This window comes from Bradyrhizobium sp. 76 (genome assembly GCF_023073025.1).
GTDB lineage: Bacteria > Pseudomonadota > Alphaproteobacteria > Rhizobiales > Xanthobacteraceae > Bradyrhizobium.
Genome location: NZ_JADPIS010000017.1, coordinates 47,425 through 72,590 on the forward strand (window position 1 = coordinate 47,425; position 25,166 = coordinate 72,590).

The 25,166-nt window shown below is 53.6% G+C and carries 16 protein-coding genes and 3 pseudogenes; 14 read left to right on the top strand and 5 right to left on the bottom strand.

The features are described from left to right. Positions 1-523 precede the first annotated feature (523 nt). Positions 524-1,576 carry a glycosyltransferase family 2 protein gene (locus tag IVB48_RS05810; protein ID WP_256468869.1) on the top strand — a complete coding sequence of 351 codons (1,053 nt, stop codon included), beginning with the start codon at positions 524-526 and terminating at the stop codon, positions 1,574-1,576. Next, positions 1,557-3,011 (top strand): flippase, encoded by a 1,455-nt coding sequence (locus tag IVB48_RS05815; protein WP_247398320.1) that lies wholly within the window; start codon positions 1,557-1,559, stop codon positions 3,009-3,011. The genes IVB48_RS05810 and IVB48_RS05815 overlap by 20 nt, the downstream gene beginning before the upstream one ends. Before the next feature lie 89 nt (positions 3,012-3,100). On the opposite strand, the pseudogene IVB48_RS05820 reads toward IVB48_RS05815, so the two are convergent. After that, positions 3,101-3,251, bottom strand: a pseudogene (locus tag IVB48_RS05820) (IS3 family transposase); the annotation flags it as partial. 1,690 nt (positions 3,252-4,941) lie between these two features. On the opposite strand from IVB48_RS05820, the gene IVB48_RS05830 reads away from it, so the two are divergent. The 3 genes from IVB48_RS05830 to IVB48_RS05840 all read left to right on the top strand — a co-directional run bounded on the left by IVB48_RS05830 (position 4,942) and on the right by IVB48_RS05840 (position 8,487). Next, on the top strand, positions 4,942-6,072 hold the full coding sequence (locus tag IVB48_RS05830) for an acyltransferase (RefSeq protein ID WP_247398323.1): 1,131 nt from the start codon (positions 4,942-4,944) through the stop codon (positions 6,070-6,072). A 262-nt stretch (positions 6,073-6,334) separates the two neighbouring features. Next, positions 6,335-7,432, top strand: a complete 1,098-nt coding sequence (locus IVB48_RS05835; protein WP_247398326.1) for a glycosyltransferase family 4 protein — start codon at positions 6,335-6,337, stop codon at positions 7,430-7,432. A 23-nt stretch (positions 7,433-7,455) separates the two neighbouring features. After that, complete coding sequence (locus IVB48_RS05840; protein WP_247398330.1) at positions 7,456-8,487, top strand: glycosyltransferase; 1,032 nt, start codon at positions 7,456-7,458, stop codon at positions 8,485-8,487. 52 nt (positions 8,488-8,539) lie between these two features. Here IVB48_RS05840 and IVB48_RS05845 read toward each other — a convergent pair whose 3' ends face one another. Further along, positions 8,540-9,838: an NAD(P)-binding protein gene (locus tag IVB48_RS05845; RefSeq protein WP_247398333.1), complete on the bottom strand. Its 1,299-nt coding sequence runs from the start codon at positions 9,836-9,838 to the stop codon at positions 8,540-8,542. Between the two features lie 413 nt (positions 9,839-10,251). Here IVB48_RS05845 and IVB48_RS05850 point away from each other — a divergent pair. The 4 genes and pseudogenes from IVB48_RS05850 to IVB48_RS05865 all read left to right on the top strand — a co-directional run. Beyond that, positions 10,252-11,320, top strand: a pseudogene (locus IVB48_RS05850) (IS256 family transposase); the annotation flags it as partial. A gap of 87 nt (positions 11,321-11,407) precedes the next feature. Next, positions 11,408-11,800 (top strand): transposase, encoded by a 393-nt coding sequence (locus IVB48_RS05855; RefSeq protein ID WP_247398336.1) that lies wholly within the window; start codon positions 11,408-11,410, stop codon positions 11,798-11,800. Then, a complete protein-coding gene (gene tnpB, locus IVB48_RS05860) occupies positions 11,797-12,264 on the top strand; it encodes an IS66 family insertion sequence element accessory protein TnpB (protein WP_247398339.1) in 468 nt (155 codons plus the stop codon). The genes IVB48_RS05855 and tnpB overlap by 4 nt, the downstream gene beginning before the upstream one ends. Continuing rightward, positions 12,219-13,115: pseudogene (locus IVB48_RS05865) on the top strand (transposase). The gene tnpB and the pseudogene IVB48_RS05865 overlap by 46 nt, the downstream one beginning before the upstream one ends. Before the next feature lie 691 nt (positions 13,116-13,806). Here IVB48_RS05865 and IVB48_RS05875 read toward each other — a convergent pair. Together IVB48_RS05875 and IVB48_RS05880 are read right to left on the bottom strand one after the other, a co-directional pair. After that, positions 13,807-14,499: a class I SAM-dependent methyltransferase gene (locus tag IVB48_RS05875; protein ID WP_247398341.1), complete on the bottom strand. Its 693-nt coding sequence runs from the start codon at positions 14,497-14,499 to the stop codon at positions 13,807-13,809. A gap of 122 nt (positions 14,500-14,621) precedes the next feature. Further along, positions 14,622-15,884, bottom strand: coding sequence for a glycosyltransferase family 4 protein (locus tag IVB48_RS05880; protein WP_247398343.1), 1,263 nt, complete (start codon positions 15,882-15,884; stop codon positions 14,622-14,624). A gap of 417 nt (positions 15,885-16,301) precedes the next feature. On the opposite strand from IVB48_RS05880, the gene IVB48_RS05885 reads away from it, so the two are divergent. The 5 genes from IVB48_RS05885 to IVB48_RS05905 all read left to right on the top strand — a co-directional run bounded on the left by IVB48_RS05885 (position 16,302) and on the right by IVB48_RS05905 (position 24,403). Beyond that, positions 16,302-18,272, top strand: a complete 1,971-nt coding sequence (locus tag IVB48_RS05885; protein ID WP_247398344.1) for an HAD family hydrolase — start codon at positions 16,302-16,304, stop codon at positions 18,270-18,272. Positions 18,273-18,383: 111 nt separating this feature from the next. Next, on the top strand, positions 18,384-19,790 hold the full coding sequence (locus IVB48_RS05890; protein WP_247398345.1) for a hypothetical protein: 1,407 nt from the start codon (positions 18,384-18,386) through the stop codon (positions 19,788-19,790). After that, entirely contained in the window at positions 19,787-21,778 is a 1,992-nt protein-coding gene (locus tag IVB48_RS05895; protein ID WP_247398346.1) for a glycosyltransferase, read from the top strand. The genes IVB48_RS05890 and IVB48_RS05895 overlap by 4 nt, the downstream gene beginning before the upstream one ends. 131 nt (positions 21,779-21,909) lie before the next feature. After that, positions 21,910-22,764: a glycoside hydrolase family 16 protein gene (locus IVB48_RS05900; protein WP_247398347.1), complete on the top strand. Its 855-nt coding sequence runs from the start codon at positions 21,910-21,912 to the stop codon at positions 22,762-22,764. Between the two features lie 529 nt (positions 22,765-23,293). Further along, entirely contained in the window at positions 23,294-24,403 is a 1,110-nt protein-coding gene (locus IVB48_RS05905; RefSeq protein WP_247398348.1) for a glycosyltransferase, read from the top strand. Here IVB48_RS05905 and IVB48_RS05910 read toward each other — a convergent pair. Beyond that, positions 24,400-25,119, bottom strand: coding sequence for a metallophosphoesterase family protein (locus IVB48_RS05910; protein WP_247398349.1), 720 nt, complete (start codon positions 25,117-25,119; stop codon positions 24,400-24,402). The genes IVB48_RS05905 and IVB48_RS05910 overlap by 4 nt on opposite strands. Between the last annotated feature and the right edge of the window lie 47 nt (positions 25,120-25,166).

Genomic DNA, 25,166 nt, shown 5'->3' on the forward strand with positions numbered 1-25,166 from the left:
TCGCGCACCGGACGGGAGCGACCACTCTGCCTGGCTCCCTCATGCATTTTAGAAAAAGGGGCAGAAGGCCGAACTCAAAATGTCATCAAATAGGACGGCATTAGCCCGCTATTAGCGCGCACCGCGACCAGTTTTTTGCATTTACCAAGGGGGCACCATCGGCGCCCCTCGGACAGGGAGAGTAGCTTCTCGGCCGTGAAAGCCCTCCAAAGCGGGAGATTCAGCCATGTCACAGGATGGCGCTTCGGCTCCTGACCATGTACGACAAATAGTGTGCTCGGCCAAGCTGGACCTTCATCGCAGACCGGCAGACCGTGCGGACCCTTGCAGATGGGGCGCGTAGGCACCTTGCAATAGCTTCTGGTAGCCAAAGAGAAATGGACTCATTCAGGCAGTAGCGAGAAACCGATTGCGCCCTTCCAGTCTAGTGGGGTGGGATATTGAGCGATGACCTTTGATTGATGGCAGCACTTCGCTGCAACGAAGTCGGGAACTTCAGCAGAATTATCTGGTAGGTAGCTTAATGCAAACCGTTTCGATAGTTATGACCACCTACAATGGAGGAAAGTTTCTGGGCGAACAGCTTTCAAGCTTAGCTGACCAGATTTACCCAAACTTGGAACTGATCATATCGGACGACGGCTCAACCGATAATACGATGGAGATCGTTGATGAGTTCCGGCGAACCGCTAAGTTTCCCGTCGTCGTTCGCCGTAACAACGCGCGTCTGGGATATGCCGAGAACTTTCTTAGTGCAACAAAGCTTGCAACTGGCGAGTTCTTAGCGTTCTGCGACCAAGACGACAAATGGCGACCGGAAAAACTCGCAATCGCAGTTGAAGCTCTCATGCAATCGAAAGCCGATTTATTTGTTCACGCAGCAACCCTTATCGATGCAACGGGATCCGAGATTGGTTACTTTTCTCAAGGAATATGCAAAAGCGCAACCCTCGAGCCGCTCCAGCTGGGTCCCTGGGCCGTATTCTACGGCTGCTCCATGGTTTTTCCTCGCCAGCTTCTTGAACTGATCGATTCTTGCTACCGAGGAGCACACACTTTCGAATTCGAGGGGGCGCTTTCTCACGATCTATGGGTGTACTTTCTGGCGACAAGTTTGGGACGAGTGGTTGTAGATAGCCGCCCTTTGATTGCTTATCGACAGCATCCGTCAAACCAAACTCCACATGTACGAGCGTCGTGGCTTCGCGCATGGTGGTCAGCCGCCGGCGTCGCTGCGCATCCGAAGCTTGCAAGGAGCTCAATCGCCCATCATCGGGGTAGGCTTTTAGAAGATCTAAGTAAATCGACTAGCAGACCAATAGTACGGCAAGCCGCAATGCGCGCGGCTCAATATTGGAGACGTATTTCGAGATATGAACACATGAGAGTCGAATTTTATGCAGCGGCGGGACTTTCAAGGCGCACTTTTGGCTGGACTCGCTTAGTTTTGGAGGGTGGTTATTTGCGTTTTGAAAAAGGAGGACTTGGCTGGCAGCTTTCGGTGAAGGACCTTCTTGTCGGAGTATGGAGAGCGCGCCGTCCGAAGAGGAAGATGAATGTCGTCAACCAGCGCTAAAAATAACGCGTTCTACAACTTAGCTGGAGCGATCATACCGGCTGTTGTCGCAATTCTTACAATCCCACCCTACCTTCGAGAAATAGGTGAGTCGCGCTATGGGGTACTGTCAGTCCTTTGGCTGATATTTGGGTATTTCGGCCTCTTTGATTTTGGATTATCGCGGGCAACTGCGCATCGGCTCTCGACTCTTCGAAATAGCGATCCGCAAAGTCAAGCTACGCTCTTTTTCAGTTCGGTGCTGTTGAACGCTGGACTTGGACTATCTGTCGCTGCTGTGTTTTACGTTATTGCCATTCCAATCCTAAATATGAGTACTGACCTCGCTGGGGAGCTACATTCTGAGATGCTCCGAGCTCTACCATGGATTACAGGTTTTTTTCCAATAGCTCTCCTGAATGGAGTTTTGGTTGGGTGCTTGGAGGCGCGGGAGCGTTTCTTTCAACTCAACTTGCAACAGGTTGTCGGCGCGATTCTTCTACAGTGCTTGCCGCTTGCTTTCGTTTATGTGCTTGGATCGAATCTTGAATATGCAGTGGCTGGCGCGGTAGCGGCGCGTACATTAGCCGTTGCTTGGATGGCTTGTGATTGCCTAGGTTGGGCATTCACCTCCGGAAATCCGCGGATCAATCGCACGTACGTTAAGGAGCTCCTTCGCTACGGCGGGTGGATCACCATTTCAAACGGAATAAATCCAATTCTTGTTGGCGCGGATCAGCTTTTGATCGGCCTCCAACTAAATGCTGCTGCAGTGGCTAATTATTCCGTCCCGTCCAGCATGGCCTCAAAGTTGTTTATTTTGCCAGCAGCCCTCATGCGAGCCCTGTTCCCTCGCTTGGCAAATTCAAAGGCAACAGAGGCGCGTGACCTTAGCCACAAAGCACTAATAATCTTAAGTGCGACGATGACACTCATTTGTGTCCCGGCAATCCTGCTCGCCAACGCTGGACTTAGAATGTGGATCGGAAATGACTTCGCCCAAAGCTCGCACGTTGTTGCTGAGCTATTGCTGGTAGGAACCTGGGTAAACGGATTGGCGTTTGTGCCATACACCCTCCTGCAGGGGCAAAACAAGCCCGCAATCATAGCAAAACTCCATGCTGCGGAGGTTGTGCCATATATTTTGGTACTATTGTTGTCTATTGAGATATTCGGTGTTGCCGGCGCAGCACTCGCTTGGTGCCTGAGAGTTACGGTGGATGGCTGTCTCATGTTTTACTTTGCCGACTTTTATGCCGGCGACCTAAAACACTTGGTCGCCCCTGGTGCAGCGCTTTTGATTGCATTTTTGGTCGCCGAAGCTGCCGCACCGGGCTTACTTTCTGCTCTTGGTTGGTCTGCGGCTATCCTATCTTTGCTTTTTGCTTTTCTACTTACGCGGGATGAGATTATAATTTCGTTGATAAGACCAATGATCCTCAGAATGACCAAATAAGGCTTATTCATATAACGCCGAATATGTGAGCTGGTCCCAGTGGAGTGTCTGCCGCTGTTAGGCCGCTGTGCGGATTGGCGGCTCGTTGAATAGGATTCATTTGGTGTGCTGCCGTCAAAGCTCGAATGTCGACGTCGAGCATAGCAAAGTCCAGGGATCGAGGCGCGAGCGCCAGCGACAGTTCGTAGTCGCAGGTAGACCTCCTCATATTTTCCGGCTTTGCCAAAGCCGCTCGACGAAACACCCCCGCGGCTACTTACCGATCTCGCTTTAGCACGGGAGGACGGCCACCACTCCCGCTGCTGCTCCCTATCGACCGCGTCGCTCTCCTCATCTTCGAGGACTGAGGCCTCGAGCCGTGCGACTCCGCGGCCCGCTACAACCAGTTAGAGATCATAAGGAGCCGCTAGGGCAGCCGTAAGCATCCGGTGGCCGAAGATCGAAGACGGCGTGATGCGCTCCCCCAAAGTGGATCTTTTCGTCTTTAGACGCAGCCTGTCTCTGTGCTTTTATGACTTTTAACTCTTCCTCAATGCTCCGGGGCGCAAAGTCATAAGATTTTTAGGCATATCTATTAGTCGCTATTTTTCTTTTCTCTGTATGCAAACGACTCTGCTAAAAACTTGGGCCCTTTGACCAGGGACTGAAGCATCCATTTCTGTTCTTATTGCAACGGCAGCTTTTTTGCATAGCTCTTCTGACTCAAATGGTGCCACGAGCGTCGTCGTTGGCACGCCTGGGCTACCCAACACTATCCATTCAAGGGAAATCAAAAGAACCCATTCCACGCGAATACCTCAAAATTGTCTCGAAACTAAAGCAGCGCGCAGCTCGAGCTTGACGAGTTTGCTTTAGGAGGTCGGAGTAAGATAGGGCCGAAAGCTACAGCCCTGCCGGCACATAAGTTTATGTACGAAATGTTCGGGTGCGATCGCGAACGGGCCGACGTTCGCGCAAAACCCACCAGAAAAGCGTCGCCCGAAAACTCGGGCTAGAGCGCCGGGTTAGGAGCGCTCCGAATAAAAGGGCATTCGATCCTACCCATCCAATCGTTAAGATGCTCCAGGCTGACATACAATTGTCCTTGCTGCTGAGGCATCGATAACGGGCATTTCTTAAGCAATCTTAAAGGCTTGCCTTAGGTTCCTACTAAACGGATTATGAATTGATCCGCGGTGTACGTCTTCCAAAAACGGATTATAATCAATTACTTAAACTTCCGCCTGCTTCGCAGAGGGCGTTCACAGGTGGGTCTGAAACTCGGGACCATCGCGGAGAGCCAGCGGCGAGCACCTCATCTTCGAGGGCGAGGGCTTGGCACAATTGGCACGCCTTGCCTTGTCATAACCTGCGTTGTTCTGCTATTTCGGTACATCAGAAGGTGACCTCTGTCGATTTGACACTGGGTGCCTCCATTAGAACGTTCGCGTATACGCCAACGCTCTTAGCACTTGGAAGTCGCCGAAGAGATCCGGCTAGTATGGAAATGCAATCCCAGTTTTCCGATACGTGAAGGCGACTTTATGAAGCTCGTTTCTATTGTTATGGCTACATACAACGGAAGTCGCTTTTTTAGGCGAGCAGCTCGCGAGCTTGGCCGCTCAAACCTACCCTGCGCTGGAATTGATAGTTTCAGATGATGGGTCCACCAACGACACGCTGGCGATCGTTGAGACATTCAGACGCGTTGCGAGATTTCCCGTAGTCTTAAGGCGAAACGGGACGCTAAATTAAGCCGAAAACTTTCTCGCTGCTGCGACACTCGCCACCGGAGCTTATTTCGCGATGCCGGCACCAATGAGAGCATCCCAAATTGTGTCTTAACTATTCTCAAGCGTTGCCTTAACGACTAGTCGATCCAAAACGAATTGCGCGCCGTCCTGTCGCCTGCAATATTGTCAATCGTCTACATTTGAGGAGAATTTGTTGTATGACAAGCACCTCGATTAATCGTGATAGAAGTCTTGACGGACTGCGCGGCATCGCGGCTTTCTCTGTTGTCATCTTTCATTTTCTATCCGCATATTGTCCAGCGCTTATACCACGCGAGGGCTTCTCGTCTTGCTGGATTGCAGATACACCAATTGCCATTCTTTGGAACGGTCATTTTGCTGTGGCGATTTTTTTCGTCTTGAGCGGTTATGTCCTTGCACTCTCTTGTCGACGAAAAACAGTTAGCTTCATTCAACTCGTGGCTAAGCGTGTATTGAGGCTGGCAATTCCAGCCACAATATCTCTTGTGTTCGCTTGGTCCCTCCTGGTTGTATTTTCACCGAGCCTTGCTGAGTTACGGTTCATATCTGACGCCAGATGGTTGGAATACACCACCATTGATCCACCATCGTTTATTCCGGCAATCGTTCTCGGCGCGGTGGACGTCTTTCGCGGAGGTCACTCCGACCTCAACAATGTTCTTTGGACCATGAAGATTGAGCTTATCGGCTCAATTATGATTTACCTGATTTATTGCTTCGTCCCAACTCGTTTTCGGATCCGAGCCCTCGTCTGCCCGCTGATGCTCGCGGCCTTTAAACCAGCGTACATTGCGTTTCCTCTTGGGGCTTTGATCTGCGAGGCCAGAGCATCTAAATTTGAACCGAAAGCAGGCACTGCAACAGTCGAAATTGGGTTCGCAATAGGTCTTCTACTTGGGGGACTCTACCCGGGTGTCGGTGAGCGCGTATTTTCCGCGGCTATCATAGATCGCGCTGGCTTTGGCGCGCCGAATGGCGTCATCTCTGTGTGCGCGGCCGCGCTAGTTGTAACGGCTGTCGCCTTTTCGCATCATTTGAAGCGGCTGTTTTCGAGCAGGATACCCGTTTGGCTTGGCGACATTTCATTTCCACTTTATCTAGTTCACGTGCCGATAATCTGTACGATAGGGGCTGCTGTCTATGTTCACTACTTAAACACGTTTACAGCGGCGGCGATCGTCTTGGCACTGTCCCTTTCGATCGCGCAAGTCTTCAGGCTGCTAGTAGATGATCCCTTACTTAGGGTACTGCGAAGATTTGGACAAAACCCGATTCCGTCGACGGTCACAACGGCGTTTCCAAACTGATGCGACAGCGCAAAGCCACATCGCCGCCGAGAGGTTGTCGGAACTATTCCGCACTGGAACTTGACCGGGCCGTGAATCGTGGATGACCGACAGACCGCCAAGCTTTCTCAAAACCATTACCAATCGCTTTTGCGGGACTTTTTGTCTTCTATTTCCATTAATCTAAATCAACGCCGCGTCGTCGAAACCGGCAGCATTTTTCCATTATGAAAACTAGTCCGGCAGCGTATGATCTCGGAAGCCTAATAGGATGCCCCCCATTATGCGAATTTTGCATTTGCTCAATCATACCAAGCGCCTCAATGGGCACGTGCACGCAGCCGTCGATTTGGCGTGTGCGCAGGTTCAATTGGGACATAGCGTCGCAATTGCAAGCGGGGGCGGCGACTTCGATGCGCTGCTGACTAGCAAAGGTGTCGAAAGCAAATTCCTTAACCATGATCGAAGGCCATCTGCGCTGCCCGGGGCGCTAACCTCGCTTCGTCAGCTCGAGCGCCAATGGCGCCCGGACGTTATCCATGCCCACATGATGACGAGTGCAGTTTTGGCGTGGCCAATATGCAAAATTGCGCGCATTCCCCTTGTCACAACCGTACATAATGAATTTCAGAAGAGCTCTATCTTGATGGGTTTGGGCACCCGAGTCATTGCTGTGAGCGACGCAGTTCAACAATCCATGGAGAAACGAGGAGTTCCTAAGACCAAGCTCAGGGTCGTCCTGAACGGAACTATCGGATCTGCGCGCTTCGAAGGGAAAGATCGCAGTCCGCAGCGCCTGGATGGCCCCTCGATCTTGTTTGTAGGCGGACTCCATCCGCGCAAAGGGCTTCCAGACTTGTTTAAGGCGTTCGATATTGTAAGCGGACAGAATCAAGCTGCCCGACTGTACGTCGTTGGGGACGGTCCGCATCGAGCTGAGTACGCTCATTTGGTCAGCACTTTAAACTGCTCCACCGCGGTGACATTCTTTGGCGCACTAGACGAACCCTTTCCATTCCTGATGGGAGCAGATATCTTTGTGCTGCCCTCGCATGCGGACCCAGCACCGCTCGTTCTGTCGGAAGCCCGCGAGGCAGGCTGCGCGGTTATCGCAACAAAAGTCGATGGCATTCCACAATTGCTAGAATACGGGAAGGCCGGCATTCTCGTTGCAACGCGGGATCCTGACGCTTTAGCTCGCGCAATCTGTTCGCTCCTACAGTCGCCTCATGCCTTGCAAGAGTGGAGGGATAAGAGCCAATACAACATCGATCATCTCACGATTGCGCGTGTAGCGCGCGACACGCTTGAGATATACGCAGACGCTTCGCGCCAAGTGAGGGGAAGGTCTGAAATGCGAGCGAACCCTAATCAGGCATGACCCAAAATAGATCCGATAGTACCGTGATTCGTCCACTTCTTCGCGACGAAGTCCCACGTTTGGCGATCATTGTTACCTGCTACAATTATGAAACCTTCGTTCATCACGCTATTCAAAGTGTTCTCGACCAAAATCGAGCGGACTGTGAAGTTATCGTCGTTGACGACGGCTCGACCGACGGATCGTGGGATGTCATTCGACAAACCTCCGTTTCTGCGTTTAAGATCGAGAACTCCGGTCAACGCGCTGCCTGTCTGTACGGCTTCGATCAGAGTAGCGCGCCCTTCGTTTTGTTTCTCGATGCCGATGACGAATTGAAACCAGGAGCTCTCGGCAAGATCATTAGTCAACTCGATCCGGGGGTCGCGAAGCTGCAATTTCCACTTACGCAGATTGACGCAGACGGCAACGACATTGTCGGCACGCAGTCGTCACTCGAGACGTTTCGTAGTCGTGATGACTTGGCACATCAGGTCCTTAGAACCGGCGTTTACAAGACCCCACCAACTTCCGGCAATGTCTTTCGCCGCGATGTCTGTGAATTGCTCCGAGAAGTGGACTACGATCGCGCAGTTGATGGAGTGATCTTGTTTGCAGCGCCATTTTTTGGTGATGTGGTAAGTACATCAGAAGCGTTGGGACGCTACCGAATTCATGGCCATAACGACTCCGGATTGGGGCGGCTGCCGGATCCCTGCTCTCTGAGACGCGAACTTGATCGCTTTCTCCACAGAATGGATCATCTGCGCCGAATTTTGCAGCGCCTCGCCCCAGACGGAGGACTAGTCAACGCACAAGACACATTCTTTTTTCGTGATCGCACACTGTATCTCGAAGTAGCATCGGGTAGACGGCCAAGGCTGACCGCACTGCCGGGCTTACTCAAACAACTTCATAATGTTCCAATCCCGGCAAAAAGCAAAATTGCGATGGCCGTGTTCTATTTTCTCGCGACAATGTTGCCTAATAAGCGCAGCAACAAGTTGCTCGCTTATAGGCTCCAAACTGGCGAAAGATCAGCCTGGGGGTTCGCGAGCGCCATCTTCGGGCGATAAATGGGTCTTTTCTCTACAAATCAAGCGGCGAATACCTCGACGCCAGTCTCGACTAACTCACGCGAAGCGCAGCCTCTGCTTTGAGCGTCGTATCGCGAGCTGTCGGCTGGTAATCAAAGGCTCCTTGGCGGCCGAGCGATTGAACGCCGAAGTTGCGGAGCGCGGCAATGATTTCCGCCGCACGTTCATCCGCCCCATTGGTGTATATAGGATAAGCGTTCGAGACCACGTGACTCCCTTCAAGCTGTAAATCTCCCTTGAACAATCCGTTTTCCATCGTGTGCTGCCTAAAATCCTTTGCTCCAATTTCGGCAGAGTTAGAAACGTGATCTGCGTTGACCTCGACAGCAAAAAACTCCCGACCAGCCGCTGGACCGTAAAAGTCGGAATAAACAGTTAGGCGCTTCCAGGCCCCGCTATGAGAGAAATTATACAGAATCGAATTTTTAAAGCCTCGGTGGCCTGAAAAACTAAAAAAAAGAGTAATCAACGTTACCGTCCTAAGCTTCACATCCAACGCAATCCCGCAGAGCTCCTGAGCACGTTCAAGCGGAATCGTTGACACTACTCGCTGTGCGCGGATCTGCCGATCGGCAGTCTGCAAAACGAACCTTCCATCCGCTTTCGACAAGCCTTCCAATTTCGTGCCAAGCAAAAATTGAACCCCGCTTTGCTTCATCCGTCGTATTGCAGCATCGTACAGATGCGCAAAACCCTCCCGAGGACGGGCGAGTTGCCTGTTTGGACGGCCACGAGGATCGCTCCCCCTGGTCCAGCGCGGGAGATGGATATAGCGGCGGATCATTGCATGCTCCTTGATCCACAGCATCCGCTTCTCTGCGAAGCGGATATCAATCTGCTCCGGCGGAAGCCCGTAAAAACGCTCCATGTACCTCCCCAAGCCTGATCGATGAAGCAATCTGGCGCCTATCCAAAACTGGGCAAAGTCTTTTGCATTACTGAGACGACGCCTAAACAGGCGAGCAAAGGCAACTGAAAGCAGAACACGAACCCATTCGATTGGTCCGGCTGCGATCAAATCATCCTTGATGGAGATAGGATATTGCGTCACGACCCCCTGAGGATTTAAACGCCCCCAGGTCGGCTCGATCGGTACATACAATGGCAAAATCTCGGGCAAATGTACCAACAACGGCGAATCGTCTTGGAATATAAAACTACCGATGTCGAATGTGTATTCGCCCACGCTGCAATCGATGTGATTACCTCCGACGTGATCATACTCGTCGACGACAATGATGCTCTTATAACCTTGCTTGAGGAGCACAGAGGCAGAAACAAGCCCGCTGATGCCCGCACCAAGTATCACAATATCAATCCCATCTTCCATAATTCACATTATTTTAAATCGTAGACAATGCACAAGCCTAATATCTTCGCAGCTTAACCGAGCATAAATTATGGTAGTTTCGACGATTTCGGGAAAACAAAAATCGCCTTTCAATTTCATGAACTCACTAGCTTTTATAGTCGCGACTGTACGGCCTCCAACCGGTTCATAAGCCATAAAGCCTGTTTTAGGGGCCGAATAGCGCTTCCGATGCTGGGCGATCTTCGCCAACTTGGCTTCAGCCGAGCCGCTAGGCTGGTCCGTCCCCGGTGTTGGTGTAGCTCGGTAGAGCAAAGCCGCCTGTACGCGCGCCTTCACATAGCGCCGTAGCGGGCGGGCGGCTTTGCGATGGTCACCGGCAGTTCTCCGGTAAGATCGGGTTGCGACACGCCGACGCAACCGAGGAACCACCGATGACCGACGACATGATGAACCTGCGCACGCTCGTGGAGAAGACCCCTGATGCCGATCTGTGCGCGAGATGATCGGAGTTGCTGCTCAGCGTCTGATGAGTTGGAAATGGAAAGCCAGACCGGGGCAGCCGACGGCGAAAAGAGTCCCCGAGCGTCTGGCGCAGCACAACGGCTACCGCGACCGGATCTGGGAGACCCGCCCCGGCGCGGTCGCACTGCGCATTCTCAAGCTGCATAAGGTGTCCTACTTCCCTACTTCCCGGCTTCCTGGAGCCGCGCCGCATGACCGAGAAGGCGCTCACGGCGGTGGTGCGGGAAGCCTACGTGCAGGGCGTCTCGACCCGTTCGATGGACGATCTGGTGCAGGCGATGGGCATGACGGGCATCTCCAAGCGCCAGGTAAGCCGGCTGTGCGGCGAGATCGACGACAAAGGTGAAGGCCTTCCTCGCCGGCCGATCGAGGGCGACTGGCCATATCTGTGGATCGATGCCACGTACGTTAAGGTGCGCCAGAATGGCCGCATCGTCTCGGTCGCGGTGATCGTCGCGGTCGGCGTCAACAGTGACGGCCGTCGCGAAGTTCTCGGCATGGATAATGGCCCCTCCGAAGCCGAGACGTTCTGGACGGCCTTCCTGCGCAAGCCCGCCGGGGGCTACCCGGCGTCAAGCTGGTCGTCTCCGATGCCCACGAGGGCATCAAGACCACCGTCGCCAAGGTGCTCAACGCCAGCCGGCAATGCTGCCGCGTGCACTTCATGCGCAACGCGCTGGCTCATGCCGGCAAGAGCGGGCGCCGCGTCGTCTGCGGCTTCATCGCCGCCGCCTTCGCCGAGGACGATGCGGAGGCCGCGCGAAGCCAATGGGCGGAAGGTCTCCGATCAAGTCCCGGCCCAAGCTGCCGAAGCCGGCGACCTTCCTCGACGAGGCCGAGACCGATGTGCTGGCCTACATGACGTTCGCGCCGCAGCATCGCACCAAGCTGCACTCAACCAATCCTATCGAACGCCTCAGCGGCGAGATCATACGGCGGACCGAAGTCGTCGGCATCTTCCACAACGAGGACGCCGTCGTCTCCCTCCGCCGACGGCCGCCTTGTGGAGTTCGGCGGCGTTTTTGAGGATATGACCTTAAGTCTAGCCTTAAAGTCATGTGGGGAATGCAGGTCAAGGTGCTGGGTGCCGAGCGTCGGCGCCGATGGAATTACGACGAGAAGGTTCGTCTGGTTGAGGAGACCTTGCAAGCTGGCGAGACTGTGTGCGGCGTTGCGCAGCGGCATGGAATGGCTCAGAGCCTGCTGTTCACCTGGCGTCGGCAGGCGCGCCAGGGCCGTCTAGGCGGCGAGGCTATGCCGGCTCATGTTCCCGTCGAGATCACATCCACGTCGGCTCCGGCATCGGCGTGCGCACCGCCGCCGTCATCTTGGCTTCCTGCGCAGCGCGCAAGGGCCGGAATAGTTGAGATCGAACTTGGCGGCTGTCGCGTGCGCGTCGACCGTGACGTGGAAACCGAGGCGCTGCAGCGGGTCCTTGAGCTCCTGAGGCGGCGATGATCCCGATCCCGAGCGGCGACCGGGTCTGGATCGCCACTGGCCACATCGACATGCGCCGTGGGATGCAAAGCCTGGCTCTTGCGGTTCAGGAGAGCTTGAAGCGCGATCCTCATGCCGGCGATTTCTATATCTTCCGGGGTCGTCGCGGTGATCTGGTCAAGATCCTCTGGCACGATGGGTTGGGCATGTCGCTCTACGCCAAACGCCTGGACCGCGGCAAGTTCATCTGGCCCTCAGCGTCGGCCGGCACGGGGGTCGATCTCGGCGGCGCAGATGGCCTATATGCTGGAAGGAATCGACCGGAGGAATCCTCAACTAACGTGGCGGCCAGAGAGCGCGGGCTGAGCAAAAGAAAATTGTGGGGTGCCGGCCATTTTGGGGAATCACAACGCATCCAATCTGCGATTCACTGCGTCACATGGATGCTGAGCGCGAAGCGATTCCGGATGACATTGCCGCCTTGAAAGAGGCGTTGGCGCTCGAGCGTGCGAAGGCCCTGGAGTTCGCGGCAGAACTCGCGGTCACCGGCGCAAAAGCCTCAGACGACAGCACTGATCGCGCAGCAGCAGCTTAGGATCGCCAAGCTCGAGCGTCAGATCTACGGATAGCGCTCGGAGCGTTCGTTGCGGTTGATCAACCAGTTGGCGCTAACGTTTAGGAGCTTCAAACCGACGCCACCGAGGACGAGCTTGCGGCGGAACGGGCTGTCGGACGGTGCGCGGATTTACGCGCCAACGCGCCGGGCGCCAGACGTTCCCGAGCATCTCCCACGCGAACGGGTGGTGATCGATCCGCCGACCGCTTGCGAATGCTGCGGCGGCACCCTCGGGCGCATCTGGCGGGGGTATGCCGGCATCCTTCAGGCCGACGCCTATGACGGATATAATCAACTCTATCTGGCGGGACGCCATCCCGGACAGATCCCGGGAAGCTGCGTGCTGGGTCCATGCGCGGCGCCCGTTCTTCGCCATGGCCGATATTGAAGAGAACGCGCGGCGCAAGGCTGCCCGCAAAAAGGAAATCCCTCTGTCTCCGATCGCGATCAAGGTGGTGCGTCGGATCGATGCGCTGTATTGAGCTCGAGCGCTCCGTCAATGGCAGGAGTGCCGAGGAGCGCCTGGAGGTGCGGCAGACGCTGAGCCGCCCCCTGGGCCGCGGCAATGTACAGCCTGATCGTCACCTGCAAAATAAACGGCGTCGACCCGCACGCCTGGCTCAAAGATATCCTTGCTCCCATCGCCGCCCATCCGGCTCTCGGCTGGACGAATTGCTGCTCTGGAATTGGACGCCACCGACCGCAACGATCTCCGCCTAAGGAGCATGACCACGCACGTCAACAAGGTTCATCACGTCACCACCATACCCCTGTGGCCGCCGACCTCGGCGAGGACAAAGACTGGCTGCGGGACGTCGTCAACGAAATGGAGATCGAGGACGCGTCATCTGAGTCTATGGCGTCGGAGAAGATGGCATCCAAGTGTTCACTGAATTCGGCGTCGAAAACCTGATCGAGCTCGTCCGGATGTACGAAAAAAAATCGACATGGCTCAAGTGCTGGCAGCCAGAATAATCCAATCAGAATGCGGCCTACGCCGGAGGCGTCCCCATCGTCGCTCGCTACATGACGCTGGAAACCATCGCGCCATTAAGCGATGATCCGACTGTCAGCCTTCAGGCTATCGCCAGCTGATCAGCCCGGCTCCCGCCGGCGAACGCGGTGACCCGCCGCCAGCTACACCACGCTAGGGGACACGATCGCCAGGCTTTTGCGGAGGCTTGAGAATCGATAGTTTGAACATAGAACGCGACGTCAGCAATTCGAAGGATTATAGCGCCGGCCGAAGCGAACTTAGCCATTGTAGGCGCGTCTCCTGGCCCCTCAACTAAAAACATCGTAGAAAGCTCGAGGCCAAAAGTGCCTCAAATTGGTCGCATCACGGCTAATCTAGTGTCGTGGCAGATACAATCGACTTACATAGGAGGCGAAACGCTTTAGTTGAACTTGGCTATTCCGCCAGGACCATTAGGGAATACCCTCCAAGAAGTCGGACCGCCAAATCCGGATTCACCGCGAACATCATTTGCCGAGGAAACCGCATGATCTTGCTAGAAAGCGCCTGGTTTGGCAGCTCTAAGCGGCTCGCCGTGTAGAAATGGTCGATGATCTTGTAGCCACAATCTTCGAGCGTCGCTAACGCAGTCTGTTTGAAGAAATAGTGGATGTGTCCCACATTACGCCGGAGCTCAGAAATCGGCCAAGATCGAATGACCGACTGCGCGGAAATGTCGAGCGGAATGTGAAAGATCTTGTAGGTCCCAAATGATTTGAGCTTCTTGATGAATGAAATGTAGTCTTCGACATGCTCGATAACATCGATAATTAGTAACACATCGAATTGCGGACCGCCTTGAGCCAGCAAATCCTTGAGATAGAAATGTGTGCGCGCGGTTTCCTTCGCCTCAGCACGTTTAAACGCCTGCGGGGAAATCTCGTACCCGGACAGCGTCGCTTGCGGAAATGCCTTTTCTAAATTCAGCAAAATTTCGCCTGTCCCGCAACCGATCTCGCATATCCGGCTGTTTGATATATTATTCTTTTTGATCATCCTTTCGATGTGGCCTGCCTTCCACGGGGAATCTTCCTCGTGCCACGTGGGATTCTTTTCGGCGTAGACATCGCTCTCGTACATTTCCTTCATGACAGCCTCCTATCACCTTACTCTCGTAGCCGAATCGCTGGATGACGATGATGTTCGACAACTCTGGCATGACAACCCTGGAAGCACTGTCGCCAGACGGCCTGCGAGCATCGCGTCCTACTTTACTCCTGCTCCGTCCATCCGGGCTTCCGCCCGGCTACTTCACGGAGCGATCCCGCTAGACGCTCGTATAAGATCCTCTTGTCATAGTGGATTCTTACAGTTTTCGTCGCTTCGAAGCCTAATCGCTCGCGATGAGTCCAAGCATCGATGATTCCGGACGCCAAGCCCTTGACGTCGCCAACCTCTACAAGCCGACCGTTGACACCATCATCGACCAGTTGCTCAAACGCCCGGATGCGACTTAAAACGACCGGCGCACCGCAGGCCATTGCCTCCAGCACCGCCAACGCAACGGCTTCGTTGGCCGACGGCATGGCATAAACGCCGCAGCTACGAAAAAACTGACGCACTTCTTTGCGTCCGAGAAAGCCGTGAAATTTGACGCGCGACGACAACCCAAGTTCCGCAACAATATCTTCCAACATCGACTTATCGGGACCTGTACCAACGATGTCCAAGGTCCATTCCTGCGGCAACTCCGCCATCGCTCGTATCAGATCGCTCGTTCGCTTTTGTCTATTAGTGAGCCGCGTTACGGTCAAAACGGTCTTTTTTCTCTCGACACTCAGATCGGGGAAAAATTCCGAGACGTCGCAGCCGTTGGGTGCAAGCATAGCGCGCCCACCGTATTGCTCAACGATACGGCATTCGTCATTCGTCTGGGCATAACACAACGCGGTTTGCCTAAAGGCCGCCGGCTTAAACAATTTGACCACGCGATCAGACACGCCACCATGATCGGCGCCGACTATCGGCAAATCGATCCGAGCCGCAATGTGATCAAATCTACCACTCCAATATTCTTGCAAATACAGTAAATCGACCTGATCCTCAGCGAGTGCGTCTTGCAATGCGCTCATAAATGCAATGGTGTTAATACGCTCTTCCGCGTACAACGACCAACGTGTCCTGCGACTAAGCCGCTTGACCCAAACAGTTTCGAGAGGTCGATACCAATTACTAATCGGAAGAAATCGAACTGAGATCCCCAGATCGGTAGGGTATTTTCCCCTCTCGTGTAAGGCCGGTATGTAGATTATGGGGGCAATGCCGTTTTCTTTTAGACCCCGAGCATAATACCACGCGAAATCGTTCCGGTAAGTCTCAAGATAGCTTTCCCGGGTTTGCCCCTGAACCCATCCAAAGAACCCCTCAAACGAGCCGCAGCTAAGGAGCATGGCCACATTCAAGGCAGCTGGCATATTCGCCGCCCCCTTCTTAGAATCCTCGACCATTTTCCAAACCGAAAAAATATTGTCCAAGCAAGAATATCCTCAGGGGGCGCTTCGCGTAACAGTAAACTTCTTGTCCGACCAAAGATGAAAACACCGCCTGCCCGCCCGCTGTGTGACAGACCAGCAGCGGCGCTGGTGAAGTCTCCCAACTTTCGGGCAGCGAAAGTAGTTGTATTCGCGAGCCAGTTACGTACCGAGATCGTCCGAGTTAACTACAAAGCAGCTGCCGTGCTGTAACTGCTAGTGGGTTGGACTTCCAAGTGTCGATAAACTAAACTCTCTAATCAGCACCTGGAGCATATACCTATGCAAGCTTGGCGGCAGACTGTAAGATCTGAGCCCTAAACTTCAAGTTCATGGTTTGTCATCGCTTAGATGCTCGAGTAAGACGCTATGAGCGCATATTGTCAATCGCGCGGAGCCGAGGCTAGCGCCCTTCCTTCCATGAAAAACTTTCCGCTCGCAGTTTTGGTTAACCGCACCGACAACTTAGAAGCGATCTCGACCGATGTTTTTGACACCCTGCTATTGCGCAATAGCCGGTCGGAACGTGCGCGCATCGTCATGGGTGAGCGGCTCTTTTCCAGGCAGCTTGAACAAGAAGGTCGGACTGTCGAGACAGACCTTCTTGCAGAGGCGCGCATGCAGGCGCAGCGACTTGCATTTCGTGGATTATCGTTGCGACGAAGGCCAGGTGAGGTACGACTTGTCGACATTATTAGTCGTCAATTGGCTCTTCTTGGTCTGCCACAAACTCTCATCGGCAAGCGCTATCAAATTGAGTTGGAGGTGGAGAAAACCTCGCTCACGGCTAACCTGGAACTTGCAAAGTACCTAAGGACGCATCGGGACGCGGGGGTGCGGATCCTCGCCATCAGCGACACGACGCTTTCGACACAAGCCGTGCGTGAGCTAATCCATCATTTCCACGGGCCAGATCTCATAGACGCAGTTTATTCTAGCGCCGACGTCGGACTGACCAAACGCGCGGGAGGCCTATTCGCAGCCGCAATGAAGTCAGAGGGCATTTCGCCCCATCGACTGGCCCACATTGGTGACGATTTGCTGGCCGACGTTAAAATTCCATCTGCCATGGGCATTAATGCCTGCCATGCGCCGCGGCCTGTAATCCGCAAGTATATTCGGTATGCGAGCGGCATATCGACGGAAGTTGGCAAGTTCCTGCGTAGCCAATTAAGGGCAGCGAAACTTTCTACCTCGTATGGCGACAGTGCCGGTTCGTTCGGTCGACACATCTTCGGACCGATCATCACCCAATTCTGTCTGCTGATATGGCTGTACGTACTGGAAGCGGGAGGTGACAGTAATCCCTGCCTGATGTTTTGCGCTCGAGGTGGTGTGGGAATTCGAGAAGCTTTTGAGCGGGTCGTTCTTCGATTGGGTCTCCCGATTCAAGTGCGGCGAGAGAACATCATGATATCACGCTTGATAGCTGCGCGGGCCGCACTTCTAGCGCAAGACAATTCGGCCGCGGAGGAACTAGATCGCGAATTTAGCGGAAGCTCGATGGCCGAAGTAGCGGCGGCTCTCGGTGGAAAGACTTACGAACTTCCAACAGAGTGGCACCAGCCAATGTTCGGGCCGACATTTGTCAAATTGCTTTTCGACAAATCGGGAACGGAGGTGCTCGCCAATATTGATTTTCAGCATTCCTTGTTCGTTCGCCACTTCGAACAGTTGATAGGCGATTCCGATCGGATCATATTATGCGACACAGGACTTTATGGAAGCACGCAGCGCCTCCTCGCGAGCGCATTCCCCGACGTACGCTTAGAAACAATTCAATTTGCACGATCAAATTACAAAGGCCACAGCGAAGAGCACTTTCCTAAAGTTAGCGGTTTACTGGTCGAGCAGAATTTTTACAGCCCTCTCAATGTTCGCTCTGTCGTTTTGCGGTATTGGCATCTTATCGAAGGCTTGTTCGAGCCGGATGTGCCGTCGGTCCGTCTCTTTTTCGAAAGCGACGATGGCCAGATCCGAGCAAACTGCGGCGACATAACATTTGGCGTTGTTGATCCAACTACTAAAAATGCTCTGCTTGCTGGCGCTCTATCGTATATCGATTCCCTGGCCGTTTGTGATGGGGCTGTTGCGCTAAACGATGCTGAAAGTGCGTGGCGTCAATTAAGGCGTGCTATCACGCGACCAACAGAAGCCGATCTACGCTGCCTCGGCGTTGCTGATCGTTCAGTTGATTTTGGGCGCGCTGAAGTACTCTCTATCTTTGTAGCAGAAAAACAAGGAACGCTCGTTCATCGAATAAAATCACTGAGATCGCGCCTTTGGCGAGAGGGTGCGATCTCCCGCGAGTTTCCCATGCTGAGGCACGTGCTGCTTCCAATTTTATCGATTTCGCTGTCAATTAGAGGATTGATAGCTCGTGAATTCTGATGCGTCAGCCTGGGTCCCAGATCGTGGGTAGTGTGCACAGCGCGCCGCTCGAGATGACATTCAAATCATCTATCAGTTGAACAACAGCGGCCCGCAAATGGGAATTGCAGAATGAGTATAGAGCCAATCGGCCTTCTGACACTGCTCATCGGCCTGATTTGCTTGCAACTCGGGCATAGAGCAACCTTCACAGCGTTTTTGATAGCAGCACTACTTGGCTCTGCGGCTGCCCTGCTGATTGGGAGCGCAAATATACAACCCGCACACCTACTTCTTGGGTTTGTGGCCATCGCAGTCTTTCGACGCAAAGACGAGTCAGCCACTGCGATGCACGCCCTAGGTTTGCCCAAGCCGGGTTTCTGGTTAATGTGCTTAGCTCTATATGGCGTCCTGACTGCGATTTGTGTGCCACGATTGCTCGCGGGTATCACGTCAATCGTTCCGCTTGGTACTTCTGAGTACGCAATGACTAACTCCGGCGTTCCGCTTGGACCGGTCTCCAGCAACTTTACCCAGTCCGTCTATATGATCGGCGATCTGATCTGCTTCATGATGACTGCCGCGATCGCATCAACAAGAACCGGCTTCCTGGCGATAACAAGCGCGATGATTGCTTCCGCGGCCGCTAACCTCGCGTTTGCTGTACTGGACATTGCTACGTTTTCGACCGGCACGCAATTCACACTGGAGTTCATACGAAACGCTCAATACACTTTACACAACGAAGAGGAAATTAGCGGACTTAAACGCATTGTTGGTTCATTTCCCGAAGCATCTGCATTTGCGCGCGAAACACTTGGCGCCCTAGGATTTACCGGCACGCTATTTTTATGCGGCTACCGTCCTGCGCTGACTGGCGCTATCGCACTGGCTTCGCTGGTGGCCGTCGTACTATCGACGTCCTCGACGGGACTCGCAGGAACTATGCCGGCTCTCCTTATTTTATACGCTGTATTAGTCGGCCGAGGGTTTAATTTAGCTGCCCGTCCCTATAGCTCGGCCGCAATGATATGCGGCCCGCTATTTGTGGCTGTCTTGGGAACCGCCATACTCATCGATGACAAGAGCTCGCAGATCGTACGCGATTATTTCGACTTGCTCATTTTTAACAAATCGACATCCAACTCTGGCATCGAACGTGAGACGTGGAACAATTTTGGACTGCGTAATTTTTTTGATTCTTATGGAATTGGCGTGGGCCTTGGTACTGTCCGAACCTCTAGCCTACCGTATGCGCTGCTCGCAAACGTTGGAGTACCAGGCTCGCTTTTTTATGTTATCTTTCTAGTTTCTGCCCTGTTCAAGCGCCGCGGCGCGAATGGAACATTCCCGTCTGTTGTCCGTCTTGCATCGCGTAATGCCTGCCTTAGCCTCATAATTGGCGACTGTTTTGCCGCCCCCAACGTCGAACAAGGCTTGATATTTTACGTGCTGGCTGCATTGGCCTGTGCCGAGCCAGAACACGACATTCGAATTGCCACTTTCTCTGCTCGAAGACCGATTGAAGTCATAACATGATCGATTCTGCGTCTTTCGGGGTCAATGGTCGCTTTCTCACGCAACCCATAACGGGCGTACAGCGGTATGCCTGGAATGTATGTTCTGCGATGAACGCCTCGCTTCTGAACTCCGGAGCCCGTGCATCAATAATCGCTCCAACGTCGGCGCAGGATCCCGGCTTTGCCGCCATGCCGCTTATTGAAGCAAAGCCATTCTCGGGACAGCTCTGGGAGCAATCGGTGCTCCCCGCGAGATGGCAGGGCCGCCTGCTTAATCTCGGAAATTTAGGCCCCGTTTCAAAGTCTGATCAGGTCATTTGTATCCATGACGCCAATGTTTTCGTTAAGCCCGAAAGCTATGGGCTGTCATTCCGTCTGGTCTATAGCGCCCTGCAACGCTTGCTTACCAGGCGCGCAGCTCGGATCACTACAGTTTCCGCAGATTCGGCACGCCAAATAGCGCGATTTTTGCCAATTCGCGCTGAGGAAATAGCGGTGCTGCCAAATGGTCATGAGCACGCGCTTGCATGGGATCCCACGCTGGCCCAGAGGGCTCGTTTAGCTATCAGCGATCAACGAGACTTCGTTCTTGCCCTAGGGTCGCGAGCACGCCACAAGAACATCCAACTTCTCATGCGCATTGCTCCTGAGATCGAAGCAATGGGTCTCGACCTAGTGATTGCCGGTGGAGGTTCCGGTATCTTCGCCGAAGAGGCGCTGCCTTCCTTGCCGAACGTGAAGATGATTGGTCAAGTTACTGATCACGATCTGGCTTATCTAATGGATCATGCTTTTTGTTTGGCGTTTCCCTCTTGGACTGAAGGCTTTGGCCTCCCGATCGTCGAAGCGATGGCACGCAAATGTCCCGTGATTTCGTCAGACCGAGCCAGCTTACCCGAGGTCTGCGGCAATGCGGCATTGATGGCGGCTCCCGATGACCCAACGGCCTGGATAAGGCACCTGCGTCAACTCGTAGCTTCATCGCAGCTTAGACAAGAACTCATCGCACGAGGATCGGCCCGGATAAGCCTCTTCTCTTGGAAAAAAACAGCCGCAGGATATCTCGAGCTCATGCGCGATCCTAAAACTTCGTTTCCTGTCAATCTTGCTCAAACTCAGTTGCCCAAAATTGCAGTCGTGATCGCAACATTGGGGCGACCAGCAATCGTTTCGGCTACGTTAAGCTACCTTCTCAAGACCCAAAGCTGCACGCCGGCCATCGTCATCGTGTCTTGCATCACCCCCGAAGACGCCGGCGATGCAGCAGACCTGCCCACCGTCAAAATCGTAACAGGCCGAGCCGGACTGCCAGCGCAACGCAATGCCGCCCTTGCCGCATTACCCCCGGGGATTGATGTAGTCGCTTTTTTTGACGACGACTTTGTTGCCGATGCAAGTTGGTTAGCAGCGGCTGCTCAAACATTTCGTGACGAACCCGAAGTGGTTGCGTTTACCGGGCGCGTGCTGGCTGACGGAATCAAGGGACCCGGCTTGAGCTTCGACGAGGCGGTTCGCATCGTGGAGAGTTTCGATCATCGCTCTGATTGGTCTTGCATCGAACCATACAGTCCTTATGGCTGCAATATGGCATTCCGGTTGGCAGCGATTAGGGAGCTTGCATTCGACGAGCGTCTCGTACTTTACGGTTGGCTCGAAGATCGCGACTTTGGCGGAGCTCTGAGCAAACGCGGAGGGCGGCTCATTAAAAGTGCAAGCGCTTGCGGCGTTCACATGGGTATTAAGAGCGGCAGGGTGGCAGGCGATCGGCTTGGCTATTCACAAGTCGTTAATCCCATTTACCTTCTTCGTAAGGGGACTATGAGTCTCGGACAGGTTGCTAGTCACCTCTTCAGAAATATCTCAACTAATGTCGCACGTTCGATCTATCCAGAACCATTCATCGACCGCCGTGGACGACTTTTGGGCAACATCCGAGGTCTTGCAGATTTGCTGCGCGGTCACGTTGAGCCCGATCGGGCGGCAACCCTAAGAAGGCGAAATCGCTAGCTCGACCTGGCTCTGCAAGGACTTCGGACTTGTCGACGGGCAGGCTTCGCTTGATTTGAGGAACGGGATGCGGACGCCCTCTACTGCCAGAATTCTTCTGGAAATCTCCGCTTGGTAATGGGAGCTTCACGATGAGAGAAAAATGTCTAGCTTTGATTGCAGTCGTTCTAGGTGCGCTAACTCTCTCACTTTCCTGCAAAGACGCGATAGCGGGCGCCAATTCTTGCGAATTACAACCGGTCTTGCTGGAAGATTTCGATTCACAGAGCTTCGCGTCCAGCCGGATCGGCCCCGCGCGTTGGACTGCGCATACACCGTGGGGCGGCGATTTTGGTGACGCAAGGTTTTTAGATCCAGGCCCCTACGGACCATTCAAAGTAAAAGATGGAATTTTATCAATCACTGCTACAAAGGATCGAGAAGGGCGATGGACTTCTGGGTTGCTTGCGGCGGCGGACGCGTCGGGCGCAGGGAGTGGAACCCGCTATGGGTATTTCGAAGCCCGTATGAAAATGCCGCCCGGACCAGGATTGTGGCCAGCATTTTGGCTCGCGGCGTTGAAGCCGACAAACCTCACGGAAGGCAATGTCGAAATCGATGTTATCGAATATTATGGTCAATTCACATCGGCATACCAAGCGGTGGTTCACGTCTGGTATAAGAATGAGCCAACCAAAACTCGTGGAAAAAATCAACGTATTGATTTCGCAGAGGGCGCTCTAGTTGCCGATTTCCACACATTCGGAGTCGACATTTCTCCGCAAGCTATTGTGTTCTTTCTCGATGGTAAGAAAGTGTGGAGTCAGCCAACACCGCCGGAACTTGATGGCCCTTTGTACCCGCTCATAAACTTAGCTTTAGGAGGTGGATGGCCAATCGATCGGGCACCGGACCCATCTACTCTTCTTGTCGATTACGTTCACGTCTACGGCCGTGATGCCGGGCCACCTGAGGGCTGCCCTCCTGGACCGCCGCAATCACGCTGAGACAACCAAGTAACACCGCGAAAGTCCACGCCGCAAATGGATTATAGGAAAGATCCGTACTAAACCTGCTGAGCATCATTCAAATGTAGCTGCCGTGTTTGCGGTCGAAAATCGACGTCAGCTGCTCTCTTACGCTCGCCGTGCTTTATTGCTTCTTCACTGGAGCCCATTGCGGGAGCATGGCCCCTTTGCTCGAAGCCGCCGCGTCGGAGGAAGATTCCTGCAGCCTTCATTAACGAGCCCACAGGTGAGGTTGCACCGTGCAGCGCAGTCGCCGCTACACCTCTCGATTTCTCGTAAACTACGCCTCCTCATCGCTGCGGAGATGGCCGCAAGAAATGATACACTAATCCGGCCTTATATACAGCACGCCTTTCGAAACCTCGTACACATTGTAGCCTCGTTCCAGTTCAAAACAGACAGTGTTTGCATCCTGAGTGACTGCTTTCCAATCGAGTAAATTCCAGTACAGCGAATTGCGTTTGAGCCGTGCTACCAGAACTTATCATAAAAGGATAAAGGGCACTTCATGAGAGTCGCGATCATTCACTACTGGCTAGTCGGAATGCGCGGCGGAGAGAAGGTCGTCGAAACTCTGTGTGACATGTACCCGCAAGCCGACATCTTCACTCACGTATACGTCCCGGAGAAAATCTCAGAAAAGATTCGCCAACATAAGGTCATTCCAACCTTCATAAACTCTTTGCCGCGCGCCGCGCGGATGTACAAGAGCTACCTGCCCTTGATGCCAATCGCGTTGGAGCAATTGGATTTGCGTGGCTATGACTTGGTCATAAGCAGCGAATCCGGTCCCGCCAAAGGCGTCGTAGCAGCACCGGATGCCGTCCACATTTGCTATTGCCATACGCCAATGCGCTACATCTGGAATATGTACGCGGACTACCGGGCAAGCGCCGGATTGTTAACCCGCTTGGTTATGCCGCTGTTGGCCCACTATCTGCGGCTGTGGGACGTCACGTCCTCTTTACGAGTCGACCACTTCGTCGCGAACTCGACCGCAGTGGCGTCTCGGATCAAAAGATATTATGGGGCAAATGCTGAGGTCGTTTATCCCCCTGTCGATACCAATGCATTTTCAATTGCTTCGGCCGAAGAGCTTGCAGATTACTATCTCATGGTCGGCGAACTCGTTTCGTACAAGCGCCCCGATCTAGCGGTGCGCGCGTTCAATAAGATGGGACGCAAGCTCATCGTGATCGGCGGGGGCGAGATGCTGGATGAGATTCGTCGTCTTGCAGGGCCCACGGTTACAGTCCTTGGCCCGCAACCGTTCGACGTTTTACGACACCATTACGCAAGATGCCGTGCCCTCATTTTTCCGGGCGAAGAGGATTTTGGTATGGTTCCCGTCGAGGCAATGGCTAGCGGACGCCCCGTACTCGCCTACGCGCGCGGCGGCGCTCTGGAGACGGTAGTGCCAGGATTGTCCGGCGCTTTTTTCACGGAGCAAACTCAGGAGGCTATAATAGCGACTGTAAACGGCTTTCAAGATCAGGACGTCGATTCCCAGAAGATTGTTGCACACGCTCAAAGCTTTGGACCGGAACACTTCACCACAAAAATGCGTGCGAGCATTGATCAGCTGATCAAGGATAAAATAAATACGCCGCACGTTTAGTCATCAACGGTATCAATGATTGAAATCTGGTCGCGCTCGAGCACCAGACAGGTCAATCGGCCCGAACTGAACGCACCAGTATCGATGTTTATTCTATTTGATTTAATATCAACACGTTGAACCGGGGTATGACCATGAACGACAATTTTGCCGAAGTCTTCCTGCGAAGAAAGGAATTCATCACGTATCCAGAGCAGGTCTTCTTCTTTCTGTGCAAGCAAGTCGATCCTGGGACGAATTCCTGCATGGACAAAAAAGAAGTCACCGCAGATCAAGTGGTTTTTCAGGCCGGCAAACAGTCGAAAATGGGACGGCGGGAGAGCATTTTGAAAAGCGATCTGGGTGGCCATGACGTGTCGCCGTTCCGGGCTGATGAACGGAACCACACCATAGGATTTCAAAGTTTCTAAGCCGCCCAACCGTAGCCACTTTGGTATCGCCGATAAATCGGTCAAAGACTTCATGGCGATGTGCTCGTGGTTTCCCTTTAAAAAAACGCACTCGTATTTAGCCGCCAGCTCAATGAGCCGAGTGATGGTCCCTTGAGATTGCGGTCCCCGATCGATGTAGTCGCCTAGAAAGACCAAGAGTGGACGCCGATAAGGTCGCTCAGAAAAATCCTGTTCGATCTTACCCAGGCAAATGTCGAGCAAATCGCAGCGCCCATGAATATCTCCGATCGTATAGATTCGTCGATTGTCGGGCAGCGAGCTCAAGCTGCGCCTCAGAATGGGCCATTCATCCAAATTCAACAAATGAGATA